Annotated in this window: 20 protein-coding genes; 12 read left to right on the top strand and 8 right to left on the bottom strand. The window is 72.9% G+C overall.

Going from position 1 to position 24,337, the window contains the following annotated elements; genetic code table 11:
* Positions 1-70 precede the first annotated feature (70 nt).
* The 3 genes from ACTYVM_RS35790 (at position 71) to ACTYVM_RS35780 (ending at position 3,375) form a co-directional block, all read left to right on the top strand.
* Complete coding sequence (locus ACTYVM_RS35790; RefSeq protein ID WP_445529953.1) at positions 71-919, top strand: GNAT family N-acetyltransferase; 849 nt, start codon at positions 71-73, stop codon at positions 917-919.
* A gap of 55 nt (positions 920-974) precedes the next feature.
* On the top strand, positions 975-1,568 hold the full coding sequence (locus ACTYVM_RS35785) for a GNAT family N-acetyltransferase (RefSeq protein WP_445529952.1): 594 nt from the start codon (positions 975-977) through the stop codon (positions 1,566-1,568).
* A gap of 106 nt (positions 1,569-1,674) precedes the next feature.
* Positions 1,675-3,375 carry a proline--tRNA ligase gene (locus ACTYVM_RS35780; RefSeq protein WP_445529951.1) on the top strand — a complete coding sequence of 567 codons (1,701 nt, stop codon included), beginning with the start codon at positions 1,675-1,677 and terminating at the stop codon, positions 3,373-3,375.
* Positions 3,376-3,545: 170 nt separating this feature from the next.
* On the opposite strand, the gene ACTYVM_RS35775 is transcribed toward ACTYVM_RS35780, so the two are convergent.
* The 3 genes from ACTYVM_RS35775 to ACTYVM_RS35765 form a co-directional block, all read right to left on the bottom strand.
* Positions 3,546-4,451, bottom strand: a complete 906-nt coding sequence (locus tag ACTYVM_RS35775) for an aminoglycoside phosphotransferase family protein (protein ID WP_445529950.1) — start codon at positions 4,449-4,451, stop codon at positions 3,546-3,548.
* A gap of 145 nt (positions 4,452-4,596) precedes the next feature.
* Positions 4,597-5,073: a ferritin-like domain-containing protein gene (locus ACTYVM_RS35770; protein ID WP_445529949.1), complete on the bottom strand. Its 477-nt coding sequence runs from the start codon at positions 5,071-5,073 to the stop codon at positions 4,597-4,599.
* The gene (locus tag ACTYVM_RS35765) at positions 5,070-5,702 is read right to left on the bottom strand and encodes a hypothetical protein (RefSeq protein ID WP_445529948.1); all 633 of its coding nucleotides are present in this window, start codon (positions 5,700-5,702) and stop codon (positions 5,070-5,072) included. The genes ACTYVM_RS35770 and ACTYVM_RS35765 overlap by 4 nt, the downstream gene beginning before the upstream one ends.
* Before the next feature lie 206 nt (positions 5,703-5,908).
* On the opposite strand from ACTYVM_RS35765, the gene rimP reads away from it, so the two are divergent.
* The 9 genes from rimP to ACTYVM_RS35720 all read left to right on the top strand — a co-directional run bounded on the left by rimP (position 5,909) and on the right by ACTYVM_RS35720 (position 18,073).
* Positions 5,909-6,406 (top strand): ribosome maturation factor RimP, encoded by a 498-nt coding sequence (rimP, locus tag ACTYVM_RS35760; RefSeq protein WP_445529947.1) that lies wholly within the window; start codon positions 5,909-5,911, stop codon positions 6,404-6,406.
* A 2-nt stretch (positions 6,407-6,408) separates the two neighbouring features.
* Entirely contained in the window at positions 6,409-7,395 is a 987-nt protein-coding gene (gene nusA / locus ACTYVM_RS35755) for a transcription termination factor NusA (RefSeq protein WP_400034513.1), read from the top strand.
* Positions 7,396-7,544: 149 nt separating this feature from the next.
* Positions 7,545-7,826, top strand: coding sequence for a YlxR family protein (locus ACTYVM_RS35750; protein WP_445529946.1), 282 nt, complete (start codon positions 7,545-7,547; stop codon positions 7,824-7,826).
* A gap of 164 nt (positions 7,827-7,990) precedes the next feature.
* A complete protein-coding gene (infB, locus tag ACTYVM_RS35745) occupies positions 7,991-11,044 on the top strand; it encodes a translation initiation factor IF-2 (RefSeq protein WP_445529945.1) in 3,054 nt (1,017 codons plus the stop codon).
* Between the two features lie 247 nt (positions 11,045-11,291).
* Positions 11,292-11,585 carry a DUF503 domain-containing protein gene (locus ACTYVM_RS35740; RefSeq protein WP_445529944.1) on the top strand — a complete coding sequence of 98 codons (294 nt, stop codon included), beginning with the start codon at positions 11,292-11,294 and terminating at the stop codon, positions 11,583-11,585.
* A gap of 65 nt (positions 11,586-11,650) precedes the next feature.
* Entirely contained in the window at positions 11,651-12,103 is a 453-nt protein-coding gene (rbfA, locus tag ACTYVM_RS35735; RefSeq protein WP_445529943.1) for a 30S ribosome-binding factor RbfA, read from the top strand.
* Positions 12,100-13,005 (top strand): tRNA pseudouridine(55) synthase TruB, encoded by a 906-nt coding sequence (gene truB / locus ACTYVM_RS35730; RefSeq protein WP_445529942.1) that lies wholly within the window; start codon positions 12,100-12,102, stop codon positions 13,003-13,005. The genes rbfA and truB overlap by 4 nt, the downstream gene beginning before the upstream one ends.
* A gap of 252 nt (positions 13,006-13,257) precedes the next feature.
* On the top strand, positions 13,258-16,953 hold the full coding sequence (locus tag ACTYVM_RS35725) for a trypsin-like peptidase domain-containing protein (protein WP_445529941.1): 3,696 nt from the start codon (positions 13,258-13,260) through the stop codon (positions 16,951-16,953).
* A gap of 163 nt (positions 16,954-17,116) precedes the next feature.
* Positions 17,117-18,073 carry a bifunctional riboflavin kinase/FAD synthetase gene (locus ACTYVM_RS35720; RefSeq protein WP_445529940.1) on the top strand — a complete coding sequence of 319 codons (957 nt, stop codon included), beginning with the start codon at positions 17,117-17,119 and terminating at the stop codon, positions 18,071-18,073.
* Between the two features lie 254 nt (positions 18,074-18,327).
* Here the strand turns inward: ACTYVM_RS35720 and ACTYVM_RS35715 are convergent, their stop codons facing one another.
* The 5 genes from ACTYVM_RS35715 to ACTYVM_RS35695 are packed head-to-tail and all read right to left on the bottom strand — an operon-like array spanning position 18,328 to position 24,223.
* On the bottom strand, positions 18,328-19,335 hold the full coding sequence (locus tag ACTYVM_RS35715; protein ID WP_445529939.1) for an oligopeptide/dipeptide ABC transporter ATP-binding protein: 1,008 nt from the start codon (positions 19,333-19,335) through the stop codon (positions 18,328-18,330).
* Complete coding sequence (locus tag ACTYVM_RS35710; protein ID WP_445529938.1) at positions 19,332-20,339, bottom strand: ABC transporter ATP-binding protein; 1,008 nt, start codon at positions 20,337-20,339, stop codon at positions 19,332-19,334. The genes ACTYVM_RS35715 and ACTYVM_RS35710 overlap by 4 nt, the downstream gene beginning before the upstream one ends.
* A complete protein-coding gene (locus ACTYVM_RS35705; protein ID WP_400034494.1) occupies positions 20,336-21,250 on the bottom strand; it encodes an ABC transporter permease in 915 nt (304 codons plus the stop codon). Before ACTYVM_RS35705 ends, ACTYVM_RS35710 begins: the two co-directional genes overlap by 4 nt.
* A complete protein-coding gene (locus ACTYVM_RS35700) occupies positions 21,247-22,320 on the bottom strand; it encodes an ABC transporter permease (RefSeq protein WP_445529937.1) in 1,074 nt (357 codons plus the stop codon). Before ACTYVM_RS35700 ends, ACTYVM_RS35705 begins: the two co-directional genes overlap by 4 nt.
* A 13-nt stretch (positions 22,321-22,333) precedes the next feature.
* Positions 22,334-24,223: an ABC transporter substrate-binding protein gene (locus ACTYVM_RS35695; RefSeq protein WP_445529936.1), complete on the bottom strand. Its 1,890-nt coding sequence runs from the start codon at positions 24,221-24,223 to the stop codon at positions 22,334-22,336.
* Positions 24,224-24,337 lie beyond the last annotated feature (114 nt).

Raw genomic sequence — 24,337 nt, 5'->3', positions numbered from 1 at the left:
GGCGGCGTCCCCCGTTCCTGGCAGGTACAGTGCGGGAACCAGTAGACCCTCGTGGTGAGGCCCCGCCGACGTGTTGACCCAGACGACCACCACGGTCCTCGGACCGAGCGACCTCGACGCCGCGCTCGCGGTCCTCGGCCGCGAGCCGGTCGCGAACGCCTTCGTGACATCCCGCGTTCAGGTCGCCGGACTGGACCCGTGGCGGCTCGGCGGCGAGATGTGGGGCTGGTACGAGGGCGGCATACTGACGTCCCTGTGCTACGCGGGGGCCAACCTCGTCCCTATCTGTGCCACCCCCCGGGCCGTGAGGGCCTTCGCGGACCGCGCCCGCCGGGCCGGCCGCCGCTGCTCCTCCATCGTCGGACCGGCCGAACCCACCGCCCAGCTGTGGCGGCTCCTGGAACCCGGCTGGGGCCCGGCCCGCGAGATCCGCGCGCACCAGCCGCTCATGGTCACCGACCGCATGTCGGCCCACATCGCTCCCGATCCCTACGTCCGCCGCATCCGCAAGGACGAGGTGGAGACGATCATGCCGGCCTGCGTGGCGATGTTCACCGAGGAGGTCGGCGTCTCCCCGCTCGCCGGGGACGGCGGCCTGCTCTACCAGGCCCGGGTCGCCGAACTCGTCGGCTCCGGCCGCTCCTTCGCACGCCTCGACGAGCACGGCAAGGTGATGTTCAAGGCGGAGATCGGCGCCGCGACCCACGAGGCCTGCCAGATCCAGGGAGTGTGGGTGGCACCCGAGTACCGCGGCCGCGGTCTGGCGGCCCCCGGCATGGCGGCGGTCCTGCGGTACGCGCTGGCCGACGTGGCCCCGGTGGTCAGTCTGTACGTGAACGACTTCAACACCGCGGCCCGGCGGACCTACCTGAGGACGGGCTTCCGCGAGGTCGGCGCCTTCATGAGCGTCCTGTTCTGACCTGCGCCTCACTGCGCCGTTCAGAGCCCCGTGCACGCCCTGTAGTCTCCCCGGCATGGCGCACTTCCCCGATCGCGGACACCGCCGCCGCGACGACGTCGTGATCGGCCCCCTCGACCTATCGGCCCACGTCGACGAGGCGCTCGCCGTGCAGGCCGTCGCCTTCGGTCTGGGCGCCGACGAGGTGGCCGTTCGCCGGCAGATCGTGCTGCGCCACATGACCTGCCGGGGGGCCCGCGCGTTCGGCGCCACCACGGCCGACGGCCGGCTCGTCGGATTCGTCTACGGCATGCCCAACGACCGTACCCACTGGTGGTCCACCGTCGTCGAGCCCTACCTGCGCGCCCGCGGTCACGGCGACTGGCTCGACGACTCCTTCGTGATCACCGAGCTGCACGTCCACCCGAGCCACCAGAACCGCGGCATCGGACGGGCCCTGATCACCACCATCACCGACGGTGCGGGCGAGCCCCGCTCGATCCTCTCCGCGATCGACACCGACAGCCCGGCCCGCGGCCTCTACCACTCCCTGGGCTACGAGGACCTCGCCCGCCAGGTGCTCTTCCCGAGTGCGCCGAAACCGTACGCCGTGATGGGCGCCCCGCTGCCGCTGCGCCGCCGTCCGGACGCGGCGCCCGGTCGGCTTTAACCGATTTCCACCGGCGCGGCAAGCCCGGCTAACCTCCTAGCCATCAGCTTCCCCCACTCTCGGCCCCGCCCGAGCGGGGGCCACCATCGGCAGGAGTACGAGAACCATGGCCAACGCACCGGTCCAGCGCATGTCCCAGTTGTTGGCGAAGACGCTGCGCGACGACCCGGCGGACGCCGAGGTCCTGAGCCACAAGCTGCTGGTCCGCGCGGGTTACGTGCGGCGCACCGCCGCCGGGATCTGGAGCTGGCTGCCGCTGGGCAAGAAGGTCCTCGCCAACGTGGAGCGGATCGTCCGCGAGGAGATGGACGGTATCGGCGCCCAGGAGGTGCTGCTGCCCGCGCTGCTGCCCCGTGAGCCGTACGACGCCACCGGCCGCTGGGACGAGTACGGCCCCGAGCTGTTCCACCTGAAGGACCGCAAGGGCGGCGACTACCTCCTCGGACCGACCCACGAGGAGATCTTCACCCTGATGGTGAAGGACCAGGCGACCTCCTACAAGGACCTGCCGGTCATCCTCTACCAGATCCAGACCAAGTTCCGGGACGAGGCGCGGCCCCGCGCGGGCATCCTGCGCGGGCGCGAGTTCCTGATGAAGGACTCCTACTCCTTCGACCTCGCCGACGAGGGCCTCGCCGAGTCCTACGCCCTGCACCGCCAGGCCTACCAGCGGATCTTCGAGCGCCTGGGCCTGGACTACCGGATCTGCGCCGCGACCTCGGGTGCGATGGGCGGCTCCAAGTCGGAGGAGTTCCTCGCCCCGGCCGCCGCCGGCGAGGACACCTTCGCCGACTGCCCGAACTGCGACTTCGCCGCCAACACCGAGGCGATCACGTACGAGCTGGTGCCGGTGGACGGCTCCGCCGTGCCCGCGGCCCAGGAGATCCCCACCCCGGACACCCCCACGATCGAGACCCTCGCCGCCTCCCTCGGCGTGCCGGCCTCCGCCACGCTGAAGAACCTGCTGGTCAAGGTCGGCGGGGAGATCGTCGCCATCGGCGTCCCCGGTGACCGCGAGGTCGACATGGGCAAGGTCGAGGAGCACTTCGCCCCGGCCGCCGTCGAGCTGGTCACCGCCGAGGACTTCGTGGGCCGCCCGGACCTGGTCCGCGGCTACGTCGGTCCGCAGGGCCTGGACAAGGTGACGTACATCGCCGACCCGCGCGTGGCGCCCGGTACGTCCTGGATCACCGGAGCCAACAAGGAGAACACGCACGCGAAGAACGTGGTCGCAGGGCGCGACTTCGACGTCGACGAGTACGTCGACGTCGTCGTCGTGCAGGACGGCGACCCCTGCCCGAAGTGCGGCACCGGCCTCAAGCTGGACCGGGCCATCGAGATCGGCCACATCTTCCAGCTCGGCCGCAAGTACGCCGACGCCCTCAAGCTCGACGTGCTCGGCCAGAACGGCAAGCCGGTCCGCGTCACCATGGGTTCCTACGGCATCGGCGTCTCCCGCGCCGTCGCGGCCCTCGCCGAGCAGCACGCCGACGACAAGGGCCTGGTCTGGACGAAGGAGGTCGCCCCGGCCGACGTGCACGTGGTCGCCGCCGGCAAGGCCCTCCAGACCGAGGTGGCCCTGGAGGTGTCCCAGAAGCTGGCCGCGGCAGGCGTCCGCGTCCTGGTCGACGACCGGGCCGGCGTCTCCCCGGGCGTGAAGTTCACCGACTCCGAGCTCATCGGCGTCCCGCAGATCCTGGTCGTCGGCCGCCGCGCGGCCGAGGGCGTGGTCGAGCTGAAGGACCGCCGCACCGGCGAGCGCGAGGAACTCCCGATCGAGGACGCCATCACCCGCCTCACCGCGTAGTCCCGCCCGGCGACACCGGGCCAGGGTCACGGGAGAGCGACACTCACGGTCCGTCCCTCGCAACGCGGGGCCGGGTGCGTCCAGCCGCAAGGCGACCAGGGACGCACCCGGGCCCGCGTGCGGATCACGATCCCCCGCCCGGCACCGGCGCCGTGTCCACGTCCGCGGGGTCAGAGCCAGGTGGCGAATTCCAGGAGGAGTTCCGCGTCCTTCGGGCGGCCCACGCGGCGGGCGCGCACGCCGGACTCCACGGCCCGGAAGAGCGTCCAGCCGCGCAGGCGGTCCCGGTCGACCTCCAGCGACTCCGCCAGCCGCTTGATCCGGCGCCGGGCGGTGGCGGCTCCGGACGGTGCGGCGATCAGGTCCTCCACCCGGTCGCGGACCAGCCGCGCCAGGTCGAAGGCGGGCTCGCCGACCACCGGGTCCGGGCCCACGGCCAGCCACGGCATCCGGTCCCCGGCGAGCACCTTGCTCTGCCGGAACGTGCCGTGCAGCAGCCGTCGCTCGGGCGGCGCGGTCAGCAGTTCCGCGCGGGCCGCGAGCGCCGCCTCGACCAGCGGCGCCACCTCAGCGTCGGTCTCCGCGTCCGCCCGCATCGCCTCGGCCTGCCGCCCGGTCCGCTCCTCGACCGTCTCGAAGCAGTGCCCGGCGGGCGGTTCGACCCACAGGCGCCGCAAGGTGCCCGCCGCCTCCAGCAGCGCCCTCGCCTCCGGCAGCGACCGCACCGACACGTCCGGGTGCAGTCGCTCCAGCAGCAGCACACCCTCGACCGGGACCGGACCGTCCTCCAGCAACTGCACGGCGCCCCGCCCGCCCCAGTGCGCGAGCGCGACCCGCTCGCTTTCCGGACGGGCCCGGGCAGGGGCGAGTTTGAGCACGGCCGGCGTCCCGTCCGCCGTCCGCACCAGGACGACGAGGCTGCTGCGTCCGCCGGGCATCTGCACGCGCTCGACGGTCAGCTCGCGCAGCGCCACGGCCTGCCGCGCCAGTCCGGGCAGCTTCTCCAGCCAGTCGTCCCCCTCCGGAGCGGTCTCACCCATCGCCCGCACCAGACGCCGCGGCGGTTCGAAAGCCATGTCGAGTCGCTCCTTCCTGGCCTTCCTGGACTTCGCGGACGCGTTCTCCGCTGTCGCGGTGTGCCGTGGGCGCCTGCTGTGATGTCCGGTTTCTCCTGCCCCTGCCGTCCCGTCCGTCCCCGCCGATCCGTGGGATCCGCACGCTCTACGGCGTCGGTGCCGTCGAGGCCGTGGGCCTGCCCGCCGCACCGGACCGTTCGGCGAGACCAGGGAAGGCTACGCTCTCCCCGCGCCAGCGCACCGCCCGGACCGCCGCCTCGCGCAGCGCCCCGGCGGCCTCCCGCCGCCGCTCGCCCGCGCCGGCCCGGACCAGGTCGGAGTACACCCCGGCCACGCGTTCCTCCAGCTCGGCGGCGAACCGTACCGCCGCCGCGGAGTCCGGCACCGGGAACGGCAGCGCGTAGGCGGCCGCCGCGGCCACCGGCTGCCCGCCCAGGTCCCGCACGTCGCGCACCAGGGCGTCCCGGCGGGCCCGATGGGCGTCGTACGCCGACCGTGCCTCGGCCCGCCGGCTCTCGCCGATCCGCCCCCCGACGACGCCGTACCCGTACACGGCCGCGTGCTCGGCGGCGAGCGCCGCCTGGAGGGCCTCCAGCCGCCGACGATCCGTCACCTGGCTCACTTGTCACCTTCCGTGAGGAGATACGCGTGGGCGGCCCCGGCCGCCGCCACCGAGGCCAGCAGGCGGGCCAGCTCGCCGGACACCTGGAGCAGGGCCGCCGTGCGCCGGTCGGACAGGGAGCGCTCGGCGGCGGCGAGAGAGGCCAGGGCGGACTTCGCGGTCTCCGGGGCGGCCGGAGAGCCCGACGCCTCGGCGCCCGCCGGTGCCGTCGAGTCCTCGGGCGAGCCGGAGCCCTCGGGCGTGGCCGAGTCCGTCGACCGCGTGGCCGAGTCCGTCGACGGCGCGGTCGAGGCCGTGCTCGGTGTGGTCGACGCCGTCGTGCCCGGCGAGGCCTTCGCGGTGCCGCCGAACGCTTCCACGTGCACCGCGACCTGCGCGCGCAGCGGCCGCAGCCGCTCCGCCAGCGCCGGATGCGCGGCCATCACCGCGTCGTACATCCCGGCGAGCTCCTCGCTGTCGCGCGCCGCACGCGCGCGTGCGCGCTCGTCGGGCGACGGGACCTTGCCCGTGCGGTCGGGGTCGTCGGAACCGGTGGAGCAGCCCACGAGCAGGGCGGCCCCTGCGGCCGAGGCGAGCAGGCTCCTTCTGCGCGGGCCCGCCAGGGCGCGCGGAGGTGAGGGGAACGGCACGGCAGACGTCCTCGGGTGCGTACGAACGAAATGGACGGGAGGGGCAGGGCGGCTCGCCCATGATCACGGTACCCGCGCCCCGCGCGCGCACCACCCAGCGGCACCGTCCCTGGCCAGGTGGACGGCAACACCCCTTTCGACCGGATACCCTTTGACCAGACACGCGACCACCCCACAACAGCACACGCGGCCGAGGAGTCACCCGGATGAGCACCACCCAGAGCGAGAGGCTGCGGGAACTGCTGGAACCGCTCGTCACCTCCCAGGGCCTGGATCTCGAAGAGATCGCCGTGGACTCCGTAGGACGCAGGCGTGTGCTGCGCGTCGTCGTCGACTCCGACACCGGAGCGGACCTGGACCGGATCGCCGATGTGAGCCGTGCGCTCTCGGCGAGGCTCGACGAGACGGACGCGATGGGCGAGGGCGAGTACACCCTCGAGGTCGGCACCCCGGGCGCGGAGCGCCTCCTCAGGGAACACCGGCACTACGTGCGCGCCACGGGCCGGCTGGCGAAGTTCCAGCTGGCCGACGGCGGCGAGCTGGTGGCCAGGATCCTCGAGGTCGACGACGAAGGCCTCGACCTCGAAGTGCCCGGAGTGAAGGGGCGCAGGCCCACGACCCGCAGACTCGGCTTCGCGGACGTCGTCAAGGCGCGGGTGCAGGTCGAGTTCAGCCGCAAGGACGAGAAGGAAGAGGAGGCGTAGCCGTGGACATCGACATGAGTGCCCTGCGGGGCTTGGTACGAGAGAAGGAGATCTCCTTCGACCTGTTGGTCGAGGCGATCGAGTCGGCCCTCCTCATCGCCTACCACCGCACCGAGGGAAGCCGCCGCCACGCGCGCGTGGAGCTCAACCGGCAGACCGGGCATGTGACCGTGTGGGCGAAGGAGGACCCCCAGGACCTCGAGGAGGGCCAGGAGCCCCGCGAGTTCGACGACACCCCGTCCGGCTTCGGCCGTATCGCCGCCACCACCGCCAAGCAGGTCATCCTGCAGCGGCTGCGCGACGCCGAGGACGACGCGACGCTCGGCGAGTACGCCGGCCGCGAGGGCGACATCGTCACCGGGGTCGTCCAGCAGGGCCGCGACCCGAAGAACGTGCTCGTCGACATCGGCAAGCTGGAGGCCATCCTGCCGGTGCAGGAGCAGGTCCCGGGCGAGACCTACCCGCACGGCCTGCGGCTGCGGTCGTACGTGGTCCGGGTCGCCAAGGGCGTCCGCGGCCCCTCGGTGACCCTGTCCCGTACGCACCCGAACCTGGTGAAGAAGCTCTTCGCCCTGGAGGTCCCGGAGATCGCCGACGGCTCCGTGGAGATCGCCGCGATCGCCCGCGAGGCCGGTCACCGCACCAAGATCGCCGTACGGTCCACCCGCTCGGGCCTGAACGCCAAGGGCGCCTGCATCGGCCCCATGGGCGGCCGGGTGCGCAACGTGATGGGCGAGCTGAACGGCGAGAAGATCGACATCGTCGACTGGTCGGACGACCCGGCCGAGATGGTGGCGAACGCGCTGTCGCCGGCCCGCGTCTCCAAGGTCGAGGTCGTGGACCTGGCCGCCCGGTCGGCCCGCGTCACCGTGCCGGACTACCAGCTCTCGCTGGCGATCGGCAAGGAGGGCCAGAACGCCCGGCTGGCGGCCCGGCTCACCGGCTGGCGGATCGACATCCGCCCGGACACCGAGCAGGCGTCCGAGTAGGCGCCCCCGGGCGTTCGGGCGGGGCCGCGGGGGGAGTTCACCCGTACGGGGGGAATGGAAACCGGGCCACAGGTCGCTCGGAATACGACAACGGCCGTTCGATCCTTGCCCCGCGGGGGTGAGGTCGGTGCGGGGAGGTAGACTTAGCTGTGTCTGGCCGGACGCGTGCCCGCGCATGCCCTGAGCGTACCTGTGTGGGATGCAGGGAGCGAGCGGCCAAGAACGAACTGTTGCGGACCGTGGTGGTCGCGGGAGAGTGCGTCCCCGATCCTCGCGGTACGCTGCCCGGCCGGGGTGCCTATGTACATCCCGCCCCGGTCTGTCTCGACCAGGCGGTGCGCCGCCGGGCGTTCCCGCGGGCACTCCGCGTCCCGGGACCGCTCGACGTATTGGCGTTGCGCCGGTACGTCGAGCAGGCACAAGGTTGCTGAGGCAACACGGCAAGGAAAACGTGCCGTACGGAAGCCCCCGTGCGGCCTGGTACCTCGCGAGTCGAAAGCAGGTCGAGATTGCGATGAGCACTCGATGAGTACGCGATGAGTACGCCCATGAACTAGCGACGGTCCGGCCGCAACCCGGACCTCAAAGGAGCGAAGTGGCTAAGGTCCGGGTATACGAACTCGCCAAGGAGTTCGGCGTGGAGAGCAAGGTCGTCATGGCCAAGCTCCAGGAACTCGGTGAATTCGTCCGATCGGCGTCCTCGACGATCGAGGCGCCCGTAGTACGCAAACTGACTGACGCCTTCCAGCAGGGCAACGGCAGCGGCAGGTCCGCCGCGAAGCCGGGTGCCCCGAGGAAGGCCGCCCCCAGGCCCCCCGCGCCCTCGCCGGCGCAGGCCGGGGGTCCCTCCCGCGCGGCCAAGCCGGCGGGTGAGCGTCCGGCCGCGCCCAAGCCGCCGGCCGCGCCCAGGCCCGCCCCGGCGCAGCCCGCGGCCCCGTCGGCGTCCGCGCCGGCCCCCGGTCCGCGTCCGGTGCCGGGTCCCAAGCCCGCGCCGCGTCCGGCTCCGGCAGCGCCGACCACGCCGGAGTTCACCGCTCCGCCGTCGGCCCCGGCTCCGTCCGCGCCGAAGCCCGGCGCCCGTCCCGCCGGTCCCAAGCCCGGTTCCCGTCCCGGTCAGGGCCAGGGCCAGGGCCCGCGTCCGGGCCAGGGTGCCGCGCGCCCCGGTGGTCAGGGTGGACGTCCGGGTGCCCGTCCGGCCGGTCCGCGTCCGGGCAACAACCCCTTCACCTCCGGTGGCTCCACCGGCATGGCGCGTCCGCAGGCGCCGCGTCCGCAGGGCGGTCCGCGTCCCGGTGGCCCCGGTGCCCCCGGCGCCGGTCCCCGTCCGCAGGGCCCCGGCGGCCAGGGCGGCGGTCCGCGTCCGCAGGCTCCGGGCGGTCCGCGCCCGACCCCGGGCTCGATGCCCCGTCCGCAGGGCGGTCCGCGTCCGGGCGGTCCGCGCCCGAACCCCGGCATGATGCCGCAGCGTCCCGCTGCCGGCCCGCGTCCCGGCCCCGGTGGCGGCGGTCGCGGTCCGGGTGGTGCGGGTCGTCCCGGCGGTGCCGGTCGTCCCGGTGGCGGCGGCGGCTTCGCCGGTCGTCCGGGCGGTGGCGGCGGCGGTGCCGGTCGTCCCGGTGGCGGTGGCGGCTTCGCCGGCCGTCCCGGCGGTGGCGGCGGCTTCGGTGGCGGCGGTGGCCGTCCCGGCTTCGGCGGCCGTCCGGGTGGTCCCGGTGGCCGTGGTGGCACGCAGGGCGCCTTCGGCCGTCCCGGCGGTCCCGCGCGTCGTGGCCGCAAGTCGAAGCGGCAGAGGCGCCAGGAGTACGAGGCCATGCAGGCCCCGTCGGTCGGCGGCGTGATGCTGCCTCGCGGCAACGGCGAGACCATTCGCCTGTCGCGCGGTGCGTCCCTCACCGACTTCGCGGAGAAGATCAACGCCAACCCGGCGTCGCTCGTCGCGGTCATGATGAACCTGGGCGAGATGGTCACGGCCACGCAGTCCGTGTCCGACGAGACGCTCCAGCTCCTCGCCGACGAAATGAACTACCAGGTTCAGATCGTCAGCCCCGAGGAGGAGGACCGCGAGCTGCTCGAGTCCTTCGACCTGGAGTTCGGCGAGGACGAGGGCGGCGAGGACGACCTCGTGGTCCGCCCGCCGGTCGTCACCGTCATGGGTCACGTCGACCACGGCAAGACCCGCCTGCTCGACGCCATCCGCAAGACGAACGTCATCGCGGGCGAGGCCGGCGGCATCACCCAGCACATCGGTGCCTACCAGGTCGCGACCGAGGTCAACGGCGAGGACCGGGCGATCACCTTCATCGACACCCCGGGTCACGAGGCGTTCACCGCCATGCGTGCCCGCGGTGCCCGGTCGACGGACATCGCCATCCTGGTCGTCGCGGCCAACGACGGCGTCATGCCGCAGACGGTCGAGGCGCTCAACCACGCCAAGGCGGCCGACGTCCCGATCGTCGTCGCGGTCAACAAGATCGACGTCGAGGGCGCCGACCCGACCAAGGTGCGCGGTCAGCTGACCGAGTACGGCCTGGTGGCCGAGGAGTACGGCGGCGACACCATGTTCGTCGACATCTCCGCCAAGCAGGGTCTGCACATCGACTCGCTGCTGGAAGCGGTCGTCCTGACCGCCGACGCCTCGCTCGACCTGCGGGCCAACCCGACGCAGGACGCGCAGGGCATCGCGATCGAGTCCCGCCTCGACCGCGGCCGCGGTGCCGTGGCGACGGTGCTCGTCCAGCGAGGCACGCTGCGGGTCGGCGACACCATGGTGGTCGGCGACGCGTACGGCCGTGTCCGGGCGATGCTCGACGACAACGGCAACAACGTGGCCGAGGCAGGACCGTCGACGCCGGTGCAGGTCCTGGGTCTGACCAACGTCCCGGGTGCGGGCGACAACTTCATCGTGGTGGACGAGGACCGTACGGCCCGTCAGATCGCGGAGAAGCGCGCCGCCCGTGAGCGCAACGCCGCGTTCGCCAAGCGCGTCCGCCGCGTCTCGCTCGAGGACCTGGACAAGGTGCTCAAGGCCGGCGAGGTGCAGCAGCTCAACCTCATCATCAAGGGCGACGCGTCCGGTGCGGTCGAGGCCCTCGAGTCCTCGCTGCTCCAGCTCGACGTCGGCGAAGAGGTCGACATCCGCGTCCTGCACCGCGGCGTCGGTGCGGTCACGGAGTCGGACATCGACCTGGCGATGGGCTCGGACGCCATCGTGATCGGCTACAACGTGCGCGCCGCCGGGCGTGCCGCGCAGATGGCCGAGCGCGAGGGCGTGGACGTCCGGTACTACTCGGTCATCTACCAGGCGATCGAGGAGATCGAGGCGGCCCTCAAGGGCATGCTCAAGCCCGAGTACGAGGAGGTCGAGCTCGGCACGGCGGAGATCCGCGAGGTCTTCCGCTCGTCCAAGCTGGGCAACATCGCCGGTGTGCTCATCCGCTCCGGCGAGGTCAAGCGCAACACCAAGGCGCGCCTCCTGCGCGATGGCAAGGTCATCGCGGAGAACCTCAACATCGAGGGTCTGCGCCGCTTCAAGGACGACGTCACCGAGATCCGCGAAGGCTACGAGGGTGGTATCAACCTCGGAAACTTCAACGACATCAAGGTCGACGACGTCATCGCGACGTACGAGCTCCGCGAGAAGCCGCGGGCGTAACGCCGCAGACACCCCGTGCCGGCCGGCGGGACCAGTTCCCGTCGGCCGGCACGGCCGTGTCCGGGGCCGCGAGGCTCCGGACACGGGCCCCACGGGCCGTGACCGGGGGGCGGGAATCCCCGTCCCACCGGGGCGGCGGGAAACCCGTCGAGTCACCGGCATGGTTCGCGGTACCGTTCTTGATGTCCCTGCCCACCAAGAAGGCAGGACCATCGACCCCGTACCGGCGGGCAACCCGGAAACACACATGTACGTGGGGACTCTGTCCTTCGACCTGCTCCTCGGCGACGTCCACTCGCTGAAGGAGAAGCGTTCCGTCGTCCGCCCGATCGTCGCCGAGCTCCAGCGCAAGTACGCGGTGAGCGCGGCGGAGGTGGACCACACGAACCTCCACCGGCGGGCCGTCATCGGTCTCGCCGCGGTCTCCGGCGACGCGACGCACCTGACCGACGTGCTGGACCGGTGCGAACGACTGGTCGCCGGCCATCCCGAGGTGGAGCTGCTGTCCGTCAGACGCCGCTTCCACGGCGAGGACGACTAGACCGCACCCACCGCACCATCCACACCGCACAAGCAGCAGAAGAAGAAAGAACGGGAGACGGACCAGTGGCCGACAACGCGCGGGCGAAAAGGCTGGCGGACCTCATCCGAGAGGTGGTGGCCCAGAAGCTGCAGCGCGGGATCAAGGACCCGCGGCTCGGCTCGCACATCACCATCACGGACACCCGGGTCACGGGTGACCTGCGGGAGGCGACCGTCTTCTACACCGTCTACGGGGACGAAGAGGAGCGGAAGGCCGCCGCCGCCGGCCTGGAGAGCGCCAAGGGCATCCTGCGCTCCGAGGTCGGCCGGGCGGCCGGAGTGAAGTTCACCCCGACCCTCGCCTTCGTCGCGGACGCCCTGCCGGACACCGCCCGGAACATCGAGGACCTCCTCGACAAGGCCCGCACCTCCGACGCGAAGGTGCGCGAGACGTCCGCCGGTGCCTCCTACGCCGGTGAGGCGGATCCGTACAAGAAGCCGGGGTCCGACGACGGGACGGACGACACCACCGCATGACCAGCAAGCCCACCCCGCCCGACGGCCTCGTCATCGTCGACAAGCCGTCGGGCTTCACTTCGCACGACGTCGTGGCCAAGATGCGCGGCATCGCCAGGACCCGCCGGATCGGCCACGCGGGCACCCTCGACCCGATGGCGACCGGTGTGCTCGTGCTCGGCGTGGAGAAGGCCACCAAGCTCCTCGGCCATCTCGCGCTGACCGAGAAGGAGTACGTCGGCACCGTCCGGCTCGGCCAGAACACGCTCACCGACGACGCCGAGGGCGAGATCACCTCCGCCACGGACGCCTCCAAGGTGACCCGGGACGCCGTCGACGCCGCCGTCGCCAAGCTCACCGGCGACATCATGCAGGTGCCGTCCAAGGTCAGCGCCATCAAGATCAACGGCGTGCGGTCGTACAAGCGGGCGCGGGAGGGTGAGGAGTTCGAGATCCCGGCCCGGCCGGTGACGGTCTCCTCCTTCGCTGTCCACGACGTCCGCGACGCCGTCGCCGACGACGGCACCCCCGTGCTCGACCTCGTGGTGTCCGTGGTCTGCTCCTCCGGCACCTACATCCGCGCCCTCGCCCGTGACCTGGGCGCCGACCTCGGCGTCGGCGGCCACCTCACCGCGCTGCGCCGCACCCGGGTCGGCCCGTACAAGCTGGACTCCGCCAGGACGCTCGACCAGCTCCAGAAGGAACTGACCGTGATGCCGATCGCCGAGGCGGCCGCGGCGGCGTTCCCCCGCTGGGACGTCGACGCCCGGCGCGCCCGGCTGCTCACCAACGGCGTACGGCTGGAGGTGCCCGACGAGTACGCGGGTGCCGGTGCCATCGCCGTCTACGGCCCCGACGGCCGCCTCCTCGCGCTCGTGGAGGAGCAGCGGGGCAAGGCCAAGAGTCTGGCCGTCTTCGGCTGACCACGCGGCGGTGCCCGTAGAGCGGCGGACACGGGGTGTGCTCCCCGGCCGCCGCTCCACGGTCCCGTCCCCCCTCGGTTCCCCCACCCATGAGCTTTGTCCAACGGCACGCGTCCATTCACCCGGCCGTGCGGGCGCTCGGAGTGAACAGGGGGAGTGCAGGGGGGCGCGTTCGCGGCATGCCCTGGTCCGCTGATCATCAGCCGCCTACCGTCGAGGGCAGGCACGGCGGTACGGCGGGAAGGTTCGGGCATGGCGGGGCGGGGCCTCCATGAATCCACACAGGCGCACGGATCAGAGGGATCCGGCTCCGTCCCCCGCGCGCTCCAGCCGGCCCCGAACGGGCGGGAACCAGCTGACACGATCCGGCGGCGGGTGACGGCGGATGCCCGGGACCGCGCCCTGGACCGCTCCCTCATCCGCATCCACGACCTGGCGGGACGACCCCGCGGCACCGGCTTCGCGGCCGACCACCAGGGCACGGTGATCACCAGCCACGAGGCCGTCGACGGCCTGCCCCGTCTCGTGCTGCACGCCCCCGGCGTGGGCGGGCGCTCCTGCGTGGTGACATCCGACGCGATCACCGCGCTGCCCACCCTGAACCTGGCCCTCGTCCGCGCCGAGGGCCTCGGCGTGGAGCCGCTTCCCGTCACTGTGCGCGACGCAGTCCGCGGCGGCACCTACGTCCGGATCGCGGCCGACGGCTGGCGCGAGGCCCGCGTGCTCGGCGCGGCCGCGGTGACGTACAGGGCCACGGACACGGCCACGGACCGCCCCCACCTCCTCGACGGCGTGACGGAGCTGGCGATCGGCACGGCGGGCCGCGACGCGCTCCGGCCGGGCGGCGGGGCCGCCGGGGGACCGGTCCTGGACGTGGAGACCGGCGCCGTGGTCGCCGTCCTCGGCACGGCACTGCGCTCCGGCCGCGGCGACGCCGGCTTCGCGGTGCCGCTGCACCGCCCCGGCGAGGGCCCACTGGCCGACCTCCTCGCCCGCAACGAGGCCACGGTCGCCGCCTACGGCCCCGATCTGAACCTGGCGGCCGTCCTCGAACTCACGGCCACCTCCCTGGCCCAGGACGGCCCCGCCGGAACCCTGCCGTTCCCCCGTCCGGAACCGGGCGGGCCCGGGTCGCCCGCCGGACCGGTGGAGCGCGCCGCCGTGGCGGGGGAACTGGCCGCGTTCGATGCCGGCCGGGCCACTGTGCTCGGACTCGTCGGGGAGTGCGGAAGCGGGCGTACGACGGAGCTCGCCGCGCAGGCCGGCCGCCGTGCCCGCGGCGGTTCGCCGGCGCCCACCCTGTGGCTGCGCGGGGCCGATCTGCTGGGCACCGACGCCTCGGTCGCGGACGCGGTGGGCCGGGCGCTGGACCGGGCGGCCCGGATCGTCGCGTCCGCTCGGTCGCCCCTGCCCACCGAGCGCACCGACCTCACCCCGGAGCGCGTCGCCCGTCTCGCCCGCGCCCACGGCCGTCCCCTCCTGCTCCTACTCGACGGCCCCGAGGAGATGCCGCCCGCTCTGGCCGACCGGCTCCCCGAGTGGACCGAGCACACCGCGCGGTGGCTGAGCGGTACGGGGGCGCGGCTGGTGGTGGCCTGCCAGGAGGCCTACTGGGAGACGGCGGGCGCGCTGTTCCCGGCCGACCTGCTCCACACCCCGGTCACCGCGGCGGCCGGCCCGGACGGCCGCACCGGCCATCTGCCGCCCTGCCTGCCCCTCGGCGGCCTCACCCCCGCCGAGTCCCACGCGGCCCGTGCCCGCCACGGCATCCCGGACGGCACACTGGCGGACGCCGCCGCCCGCCACCCGCTCACCCTCCGGCTCCTGTCGGAGGTCCGCGCGGCCCTCCCCGACGCCGCCGGCCATCCCCCGCTGGCCCGTGACGACGTCCTCGCGGCCCACCTGGACCTGATGTGCCTGCGTATCGCCGTCCGCCTCGCCGCAGAGAACGGCCTGCGCGGCACCGCCGTACGGCGCCTGGCGGCGAAGGTCTCCGGCCAGGTGCACGAGGCCGCCCGCCGCAGTCTCGGCCGGGGGGAACTGGACCGGGCGGCGTTCGAGGAGGTGTTCCCGCAGGGCCCCGCCCCGGCCCGCCTCGGCGGCGGCAGCGACTGGGCGGCGGCCGTCCTCACCGAGGGCCTGCTCGTCCCGGTGGGCGGCGGCTACCGCTTCGCGCACGAGGAGATCGCCGACTGGATCCAGGGCATGCACCTCGACCTGGACGAGGCCCTGCGCGTCCTGGTGCACCGACAGCACACGCCTGGATCGCCGCGCCCCGCACAGCCCGTCCCGCACCACCGCATCGGCCCCGTCGTCCAGGCCCTGCTTCTCCTGGCCCGCCAGCACGGCACCCGCCGACTGGCCGTCCGGCTCGAGGAGTTGCTGTGCGCCCTCGACTCCGACCCGCACTCCTGGTGGGCGTCCCGCCTCCTCGCCGCCGTACTGCTGCGCGCGGCGGACGCGACACCGTACGTCCGCGTGCTGCGGCTGCTCGCCGAGCGGATCGTGGTGTGGCAGCAGTGCGACCTGCCCGTGCCGTCCGGCTTCGGGCCGGGTTTCTGGACCGCGCTCCAACTGTCCGACGCCGACCGCTGCGACCTGCTCAGGCGTCTCCTCCTCGCCGACGGCGCACCCCGGGACGGCCGCGGCGCGAGCGCCGGACCCCGCCGTCCGTCCCGCTACCTGGACGCCGTCGCACACCTTCTCACCGCCGACCCCGCCGCCGTGCAACCGCAGCTCACACGCTGGTTCGCGGACGAGCGCCCGCTGCCCGCCGCGCCGCACGCCACCGTGGCCACGGCCGCCCAGGCCCTGCTCCACACCCACCGCGACCGCGCCCTGGACGACCTCACCGACACACTGGCCGCATGCGCGCACCCGCGCGCCGAGGAACTGCTGACCGTGCTCGCCGAGGAGGAGCCGTCGGCGCTGTGCCGGGCCGTGGACCGGTGGGCGCACGACGACAGCCCCGCGCTGCGGGCGGCGGCCCTGACGTACGGCCTGCGCACCGCGCCCCAGGTACGTAGCGGGGCCGACCGCGAGCTGCTGCGCCACGCCGCCCTCACCCTGCTCGACCACCCCGACGACTCCGCCCTGCACGGCGGCGCGCTCGCCCTCCTCGTCCGGGACCCGCACACCCGCGCCCGCCATCTGCCGCAGGCGCTGCGGCACTTCGCGGCGGGCGACCCGCACCTGCCGCCGAGCGCGCTGGCGCCCGCCCTGGTCACCCATCCCGAGGCGGTCCTCACGGCCATCGGCGCGTGCCTGCACCGAGGAGCCGGTCCCGGTATCGGTATCGGTGAGGTACTGCGCGCCCTGAGCGACGTCGCCACGCCGGCGCTCGCCCGCAGGGTCGCCGTCCTGGTCCGCGAGGCGGTGACGCGGGACCCGGAGGCCGCCGGACCGGTGGCGGCGTACGTCGATCAGCGCCTGGACGACGACTTGGCCGCCCGTTCGGTGCTGTTCTCCCTGGTCGCGGGCCTCCTCGAGGGCGACGGCAACGGCGGGCGAGGCGGGGACGGAGGCGGCGCCGGGGAGGATGACGAGGGCGGCCCCGGTGGCCCCGAGCGGTTGCGCTCCGCGCTGGCCGGCGTGCTCGCCGTGCCCGGCACCCCGGCCTCCCGTCCGCTGCGCCGGGAGCTGCTGGACTTCCTCCTGGCCCACGAGGACGCCCCGGCCGTCCTGGATGCCGTGCTGCGCGCCGCCGCCTCCACGGCCGAGGAGGACCTCCCCGGCCTGGTCCACCGTGTCGGCCTGCTCCTCCTCCGCACCCCCGACGGCGCGGCCGTGTTCGACCGGGCCCTCGTGGAGCTGGGCCGGCAGGTGCCCGGCTTCGCCGCCCGCGTGGCCGGCTGGCTGACCGACGCCCCGCGGGACTGGGCCGTGGTGGTGGGCCCCAGCACCCGCCGGATGATCGAGAACATCGCGGGCGTACCCGTCCCCGTCTGACGGCGGACCGGCCCTCGCCCGGCGACGTGCGCCCGGTCACAGCTCCCCATGCCGATGCAGGCGGCGACCGTCGGGCATGGCACCCTTAGACCTGCGGACAAGGCAGCAAGACAGCAAGACAACCAAGGCAACACGGACACGGGTTCGACGAGGAGCGGTCACAGTGCAGCGCTGGCGTGGCTTGGAGGACATCCCCCAGGACTGGGGGCGCAGCGTCGTCACCATCGGCTCCTACGACGGAGTCCACCGCGGACACCAGCTGATCATCGAACACGCCGTGGCCCGCGCCCGCGAGCTGGGTGTCCCGGTCGTCGTCGTCACCTTCGACCCGCACCCGAGCGAGGTCGTGCGTCCCGGCAGCCACCCGCCGCTGCTCGCCCCGCACCACCGCCGTGCCGAGCTGATGGCCGAGTTGGGCGTGGACGCGACCCTCGTACTGCCCTTCACCGCGGAGTTCTCGAAGCTGTCGCCGGCCGACTTCGTCGTCAAGGTGCTGGTCGACAAGCTGCACGCCAAAGCGGTCGTCGAGGGCCCCAACTTCCGCTTCGGGCACAAGGCCGCGGGCACCGTCGACTTCCTGGCCGAACAGGGCAAGACCTACGACTTCGAGGTGGAGGTCGTCGAGCTGTACGTCACCGGCGAGGCGGGCGGCGGCCGGCCGTTCTCCTCGACTCTGACCCGCCGCCTGGTCGCCGAGGGCGACGTCCGGGGCGCCCGGGAGATCCTGGGCCGCCCGCACCGGGTCGAGGGTGTCGTGGTCCGCGGCGCCCAGCGCGGCCGCGAGCTCGGCTTCCCGACGGCCAACGTCGAGACCCTCCCGCACACCGCGATCCCCGCCGACGGCGTCTACGCCGGTTATCTGCACGCCCAGGGCGAGGTCATGCCGGCCGCGATCTCCGTGGGCACGAACCCGCAGTTCGACGGCACCGAGCGCACGGTGGAGGCGTACGCCATCGACCGGGTGGGCCTCGACCTGTACGGCCTGCACGTCGGCGTCGACTTCCTCGACTTCGTCCGCGGCCAGGCGAGGTTCGACTCGCTGGAGGCCTTCCTGGCGACCATGGCCAAGGACGTCGAGAAGTGCCGGGAGATCATCACCGCGGACATCGCCCGCGCGTAACCGCCCCGGGGGCTGTCCTGCGCCGGTCGCCCATCCCGGGGCTGTCCTGCGTCGGCTGCCCATCCCGGGGGCTGCCCGCGTCGGCTGCCGTTCCGGCGACCGGCTTGCGATGGCGGATCCGGCTTGGCGGTTCCGGAACGGCCCGCCCGTTCGGGGGGCCGTTCCGGACCGGCCGCTCGTCCCGGGTGCCTCCTTGCGTCGGCTGCCGTTCCGGCGACCGGCTTACGACGGCGCGACCGGCTTGCGGGTCCGGCTTACGACGGTTCCGGGACGGTCTCGGCGGTTGCCTGGGCCCGTGCCCAGTGGCACGCCACCTGTGCCTCCCCGCCCCCGCCCAGGATCTCCAGGTCCCGGCCGCGGCACGCCTGTGCGACGCCCGCCCGCTCGGCCTCGCCGCTCGCCAGGATCTGGCAGCGGGCGTGGAAGCGGCAGCCGGAGGGGATCCGGGACGGGTCCGGAGGCTCGCCCGACAGGACGACCGGTTCTCCGGGCGCCTCGGGCAGGACGGACAGCAGGGCCTGGGTGTACGGGTGGCGGGGCGCCGTCAGGACCTGCTCCACCTCGCCGGTCTCCACGATCCGGCCCAGGTACATCACCGCGACCCGGTCGGCGATGTTCCAGGCCAGGCCCAGGTCGTGGGTCACCACCAGCGCGGCCAGGCCGAGTTCGGTGCGCAGCCGCAGCAGCAGGGCGAGGATCTCGCCGCGGACCGAGGCGTCGAGGGAGGCCACCGGCTCGTCGGCGACCACGAGTTCGGGTTCCAGGACCAGGGCGCCGGCGATGACCACCCGCTGGCGCTGACCGCCGGAGAGCTCGTGCGGGTAGCGCAGGAAGAACCGCTCGGGCGGCCGCAGCCCCGCCCGGGCCAGGGCATCGGCGACCGCCGCCCGCTCGTCACCGCCGTACCCGTGGATGCGCAGCCCCTCGGCCACCGCGTCGTAGACCGTGTGCCGCGGGTTGAGCGAGCCGCTCGGATCCTGGAGCACCAGCTGGGCCCGCTTGCGGTACGCCTTCAGGGCGCGCGACGAGTAGTCGAGCGGGGCGCCGTCGAAGGTGACGCGGCCCGCGGTCGGCGGCACCAGACCGAGCAGCGAGCGGGCCAGGGTCGTCTTTCCGCAGCCCGACTCGCCGACCAGGGCCACGATCTCGCCCGGCCGGATGTCGAGGTCGACCCCGTCCACGGCCCGGGCGGTCGCCGCACCGTGCCGCCCGGGAAACGTGACGTGCAGGCCCTCGACGCTCAGCAGCGGCGCATTGCTCATCGGTTACTGCTCCTCGCGTCGTTCTCCACCGTCACCGCTTGCGCCTCCTGCGCCTCCTGCGCCACGTGCACGCAGGCCGCCCGCCGGGCCGGTCCCGCGTCCCGCAGCGACTGGTCCTGGGTGGCGCACAGGTCGAGCGCGACCGGGCAGCGCGGGTGGAAGGCGCATCCGGCGGGCACGGCGGCCGGGTCCGGGGGGTCGCCCGGCAGGCCGCGGGGCGCGAACCGCGACGACGGGTCGCCGATGCGCGGGAACGCCTCCGACAGGGCCCTGCCGTAGGGGTGCCGGGCGTCGTCGTAGACCTGCCGGGCCGGACCCTCCTCCACCACGCGGCCCGCGTACATCACCGCCAGCCGGTCGCAGGTGTCGGCCAGCACGGCGAGGTCATGGCTGATCATGACAAGACCGAGATCCTGCTCGCTCACCAGCCCCTCGATCAGGCGCAGGATCTGGGCCTGGATCATCACGTCGAGCGCCGTGGTCGGCTCGTCGGCGATGATCAGACGCGGATCGCAGGCCAGCGCCATCGCGATCATCACGCGCTGCCGCTGACCGCCGGAGAGCTCGTGCGGGTAGGCGCCCGCCCGGGCCGCGGGCAGGCCGACCTGCTCCAGCAGCTCCCCGGTCTTCTTCTTCGCGCCCGCCGCGGTCGCCTTGCGGTGCAGCAGGATCGGCTCGGCGATCTGGTCGCCGACGCGGTGCACGGCGTTGAGGGAGTGCATGGCGCCCTGGAAGACGATGGACGCCCCCGCCCAGCGCACCGCCCGCACCCGGCCCCACTTCATGGCCAGCACGTCCTCGCCGTCGAGCAGGATCTCGCCGCCGACCCGGGTGCCGGCGGGCAGCAGCCGCAGCAGCGCCAGCGCCAGTGTGGACTTGCCGCAGCCGGACTCGCCCGCGATGCCGAGCTTCTCGCCCGCCTCCAGCGAGAGGTCGGCGCCGCGCACCGCGGCCACCCCGCCGGGGTAGGTCACTTCGAGGTTCCTGACGTCGAGCAGGCTCAACGGGACACCCCCAGCCTGGGGTTGAGAACGGACTCGACGGCACGGCCGCACAGCGTGAACGCCAGCGCGACGACCGCGATGGCGATGCCCGGCGGCACCAGGTACCACCAGTCGCCGGAGCTGACCGCCCCCGCCTCCCGCGCGTTCTGCAGCAGCCCGCCCCAGGACACGACCGTCGGGTCGCCGAGCCCGAGGAAGGCCAGCGTCGCCTCGGCCAGGATCGCCGAGGAGATGATCAGGGTCGTCTGGGCGAGCACCAGCGGCATGACGTTGGGCAGCACATGCCGGGACATCACGTGTCCGTGGCCGCCGCCGAGCGCCTTCGCGCGTTCGATGTACGGCCGTGACTCCACCGCCAGCGTCTGCGCCCGCACCAGCCGGGCGGTCGTCGGCCAGGTGGTCACGCCGATCGCCAGGATGATCGTGCCCAGCGAGCGGGACAACACGGTGGCGAGCGCGATGGCCAGCACCAGCGTGGGCATCACCAGGAACCAGTCCGTGATCCGCATCATCACCGTGTCGTACCAGCCGCGGAAGTGCCCCGCGGTGATCCCGATGAGCGCCCCGATCGCCACCGACAGCACGGCCGCCAGCAGCCCGACCAGGAGCGACACGCGCGATCCCCAGATCACCAGGCCCAGCAGGTTGCGCCCGAACTGGTCGGTGCCGAGGGGGAAGCGGGCGCTCGGGTCCTCCAGTGCCTTGCCGGGTGCCTCGGTCACACTCTGCACGTCCGCGCCGACGGTCAGCGGCGCCGTCAGCGCGATCAGCGCGCACAGCACGAGCACGGCGAGGCCCAACAGGCCCGCGCGGTGGGTCCGGTACTCCCTCCAGAAGCGCAGGGCCGAGGCCCGGCGGCGCTGCCAGGCCAGCGTGCGCGGGCCCGTGGTCGTGGCGGTGTCGGCGGTCATCGGCCCACCCTCGGGTCGAGCAGTGGATACAGGAGGTCGGCCAGGGTGTTCATCAGGATCACCGCTGCGGCGAAGACGAAGAACAGCCCCTGCACCAGCGGCAGATCGGGCACGCTCAGCGCCTGGAAGAACAGTCCGCCCAGGCCCGGCCAGGAGAAGACGGTCTCCACGAGGATCACACCCGCGACGGTCCGGCCGAGATTGACGAAGATCAGCGTCACGGTCGGCAGCAGCGCGTTCGGCACGGCGTGCCGACGCCGTACGACGTCGTCCCGCAGTCCCTTGGCGCGCGCGGTCGTCAGATAGTCGCCGCCCATCTCGTCCAGCAGCGCCGACCGCGTCACCAGCAGCGTCTGCCCGTACTCCACCGCGACCAGCGTCACCACCGGCAGGACGAGGTGGTGGGCGACGTCGAGGACGTACGCGAAGCCCTCCTTGCCGACCGACTCCATGCCTCCGGTCGGGAACAGACCCGGGATGGGGCCCACGCCGACCGACAGCACGATGATGAGCAGCAGCCCCAGCCAGAACGCGGGAATGGAGTAGAGCGTCAGCGCCAGCCCCGTGTTGAACCGGTCGCCGAGCCGGCCGTGCCGCCAGGCGGAGCGCGTACCGAGGAACATGCCGAGGGCGGTGTACAGCACGAAGGCCGTCACGGTCAGCAGCAGGGTGTTCGGCAGCGCCTCGGTGATCTTGTCGATGACCGGGGCGCGGAACTGGTACGAGGTGCCCAGATCCCCGGTCAGCGCCTTGCCGCAGTAGTCCGTGAACTGCTGCCACAGCGGGAGGTCGAGCCCGAACTCCCGCCGGTAGATGGCGATCTGCTGCTCGGAGACCGGACGCCCGCCGGTCATGAACTTCACCGGGTCGCCCGGGATCAGCCGGAAGAGGAAGAAGCTGGTGACGAGGACGGCCAGCAGCGAGATGGCGGCGCCGGCCAGCTTGCCCACCAGGTACCGAAGATACGCGGTCCCGGTCCGTGCCCGTGGCCCGCGGCCCGCCGCCGGCCCGGAGCTTCCCGGGTCGGCGGCGGACTCCTCGACCAGCGCGGGAGTCGCTTCAGCGGTCATGCGCACTCACTGTCTACTCACGCTCTTCCGCGGTGGCCCGGCGGCGCACCGTGAACAGCACTCCGAGGCCGGCGAGGACGACGACACCGGCGGCGATCCCGATGATGACCCCCGTGGACGTGGAACCGCCCGAGGAGTCGCCGGAGTTCGCCGGAACGGCGGACCACCAGCTCCAGTAGCCGTCCTGGCCGTAGATGTTGCCCGCCGCGGACGGCATGGTGGTGATCGACTCGATCTGGTCCGTGCGGTAGGCCTCGACCGCGTTCGGATACGCCATGACGTTCATGTACCCGAGGTCGTACAGCCGGGACTCCATCTGCTGGACGAGGTCGGCCCGTTTGGCGGGGTCGTACTCCGAGAGCTGCTGGCTGTACAGCTCGTCGTACTTCTTGTCGCAGATGAAGTCGTCGGTGGCGTCGGTGTCCTTCGGGGTCGCCGGGCGAGCGCCGCAGGTGTGGATGTACAGCACGTAGTCGGGATCGGGGTTGACCGACCAGCCGTCGAAGGCGAGGTCGAACTTGCCCGCGAGCCACGGGTCGGTCACGTTGTCCAGGCAGTTGAGCGTGACCCCGATGCCGAGTTTGCCCCACCACTCCTGGAGGTACTGGCCGACCGCCTTGTCGTTGGGGTCGGTGGCGTGGCACAGCATGCGGTAGTTCAGCGGCTTGCCGTCCTTGCCCACCCGCTTGCCGTCGGCGTTCTTCTTGTAGCCGGCCTGGTCGAGGAGCTGGGCGGCCTTCGCCGGGTCGTACGCCAGCTTCTGGTCCGCCGACGGCTCCCAGAAGTACGACGGGAAGCGCGGCGGGATGTAGCCCTGGCCCTCCACCGCGTGGCCCTGGAAGACCTTGTCGACGATGGTCTTCCGGTCCACGGCCATGAACAGCGCGTGCCGCACCCGCTCGTCCAGCAGCGACGGGTCGCCGTCACCGAACTTCTCGCCGTTCCTGGCCTGCGCGCCCGGGTTGACGGCAATGGCGTAGAAGCGGCGGCCGGGGCCCTCGTTGACCCGGATGTTCTTCTCGCCCTTGAGGGAGGCGGCCTGGGCGGGCGTCAGCGCCGGGGACCCGGCCACGAAGGAGACCTCGCCCTTACGCAGGGCGGCCACGGCGGCGTCCTGGTCCTTGTAGTACCGGAAGACCAGCTCGTCGAACTTCGGCGCCCCCCGCCAGAAGTTCTTGTTGGGCACCAGCCGCACATAGCTGTCGGGCTTGTAGTCGGTGAGGATGTACGGTCCGTCGCCGACGATCGGGAAGCTCGTGTCGTTGTTGAACTTGGAGAAGTCGGTGACCTTCTCCCAGACGTGCTTGGGCACGATCGGCACGTCGAGCGCGGTCATCGTGGCCTGCGGCTCCTTGAGCCGGATCACCAGCTTGGTGGGGCTGGGAGCGGTGACCTCCGCGAAGTTGCTGACGAAGCTGCCGTTGGCGGTCGCGGCGCCCTCGTCCGTCATCATCTTGTTGAACGTCCACGCCGCGTCCTCGGCGGTGACCTGCTGCCCGTCCGACCACTTGGAGTTGGAGCGGATCGTGTACGTCCAGGTCAGCTTGTCCGGCGACGTCTCCCACTTGGTGGCCAGACCCGGGACGACGTGGGCGTCCTTGGGGTCGTAGTTGGTCAGGAAGTCGTACATCAGCCGGTGGATGCTCGTACTGAGCAGGCGTTCCGCCAGGAACGGGCTGAGCGAGTCGACGCTCTGCGCGACGGCGACCGTGAGGACCTTCTTGCCCTTGGTGTCCTTGGTGCTCTGCGCGCTCTCCGCGGCGTGGGCCTGCGTCGAGGCCGGAGCGAGCGGGGACGCGAGCCCGGCCGTGAGGACGAGCGCGGCGGCGCCCGCGGCCAGAAGCCGTATCCCCTTCAGGCGGGGGCCGGTACGTCCTCTGCCGTGCTGATCATGTGTCTTCATGGCTCGGTGACCTCGCGTCGTCGCACGCAGAAGACGGTTTGCGCCTCCTGCCGGGCGGGCTTGAACGGGCTTGATCGGGTGACGCCGTCGGAATGAAGTGAGTGTCTACCAGCG

Source organism: Streptomyces cyslabdanicus, assembly GCF_052663305.1.
The sequence above is the reverse complement of the archived record's forward strand: the minus strand, read 5'-3'. Positions and strand labels throughout refer to the sequence as shown.

Bases quoted from the DNA above. Each gene is read 5' to 3' on its own strand.
- rimP (WP_445529947.1), top strand. From the start codon at position 5,909: ATGAGCACCACCCAGAGCGAGAGGCTGCGGGAACTGCTGGAACCGCTC.
- ACTYVM_RS35785 (WP_445529952.1), top strand. From the start codon at position 975: ATGGCGCACTTCCCCGATCGCGGACACCGCCGCCGCGACGACGTCGTG.
- ACTYVM_RS35775 (WP_445529950.1), bottom strand. From the start codon at position 4,451: ATGGCTTTCGAACCGCCGCGGCGTCTGGTGCGGGCGATGGGTGAGACC.
- ACTYVM_RS35725 (WP_445529941.1), top strand. From the start codon at position 13,258: ATGGCGGGGCGGGGCCTCCATGAATCCACACAGGCGCACGGATCAGAG.
- ACTYVM_RS35740 (WP_445529944.1), top strand. From the start codon at position 11,292: ATGTACGTGGGGACTCTGTCCTTCGACCTGCTCCTCGGCGACGTCCAC.
- truB (WP_445529942.1), top strand. From the start codon at position 12,100: ATGACCAGCAAGCCCACCCCGCCCGACGGCCTCGTCATCGTCGACAAG.
- ACTYVM_RS35705 (WP_400034494.1), bottom strand. From the start codon at position 21,250: ATGACCGCCGACACCGCCACGACCACGGGCCCGCGCACGCTGGCCTGG.
- ACTYVM_RS35780 (WP_445529951.1), top strand. From the start codon at position 1,675: ATGGCCAACGCACCGGTCCAGCGCATGTCCCAGTTGTTGGCGAAGACG.
- ACTYVM_RS35695 (WP_445529936.1), bottom strand. From the start codon at position 24,223: ATGAAGACACATGATCAGCACGGCAGAGGACGTACCGGCCCCCGCCTG.
- ACTYVM_RS35715 (WP_445529939.1), bottom strand. From the start codon at position 19,335: ATGAGCAATGCGCCGCTGCTGAGCGTCGAGGGCCTGCACGTCACGTTT.
- ACTYVM_RS35700 (WP_445529937.1), bottom strand. From the start codon at position 22,320: ATGACCGCTGAAGCGACTCCCGCGCTGGTCGAGGAGTCCGCCGCCGAC.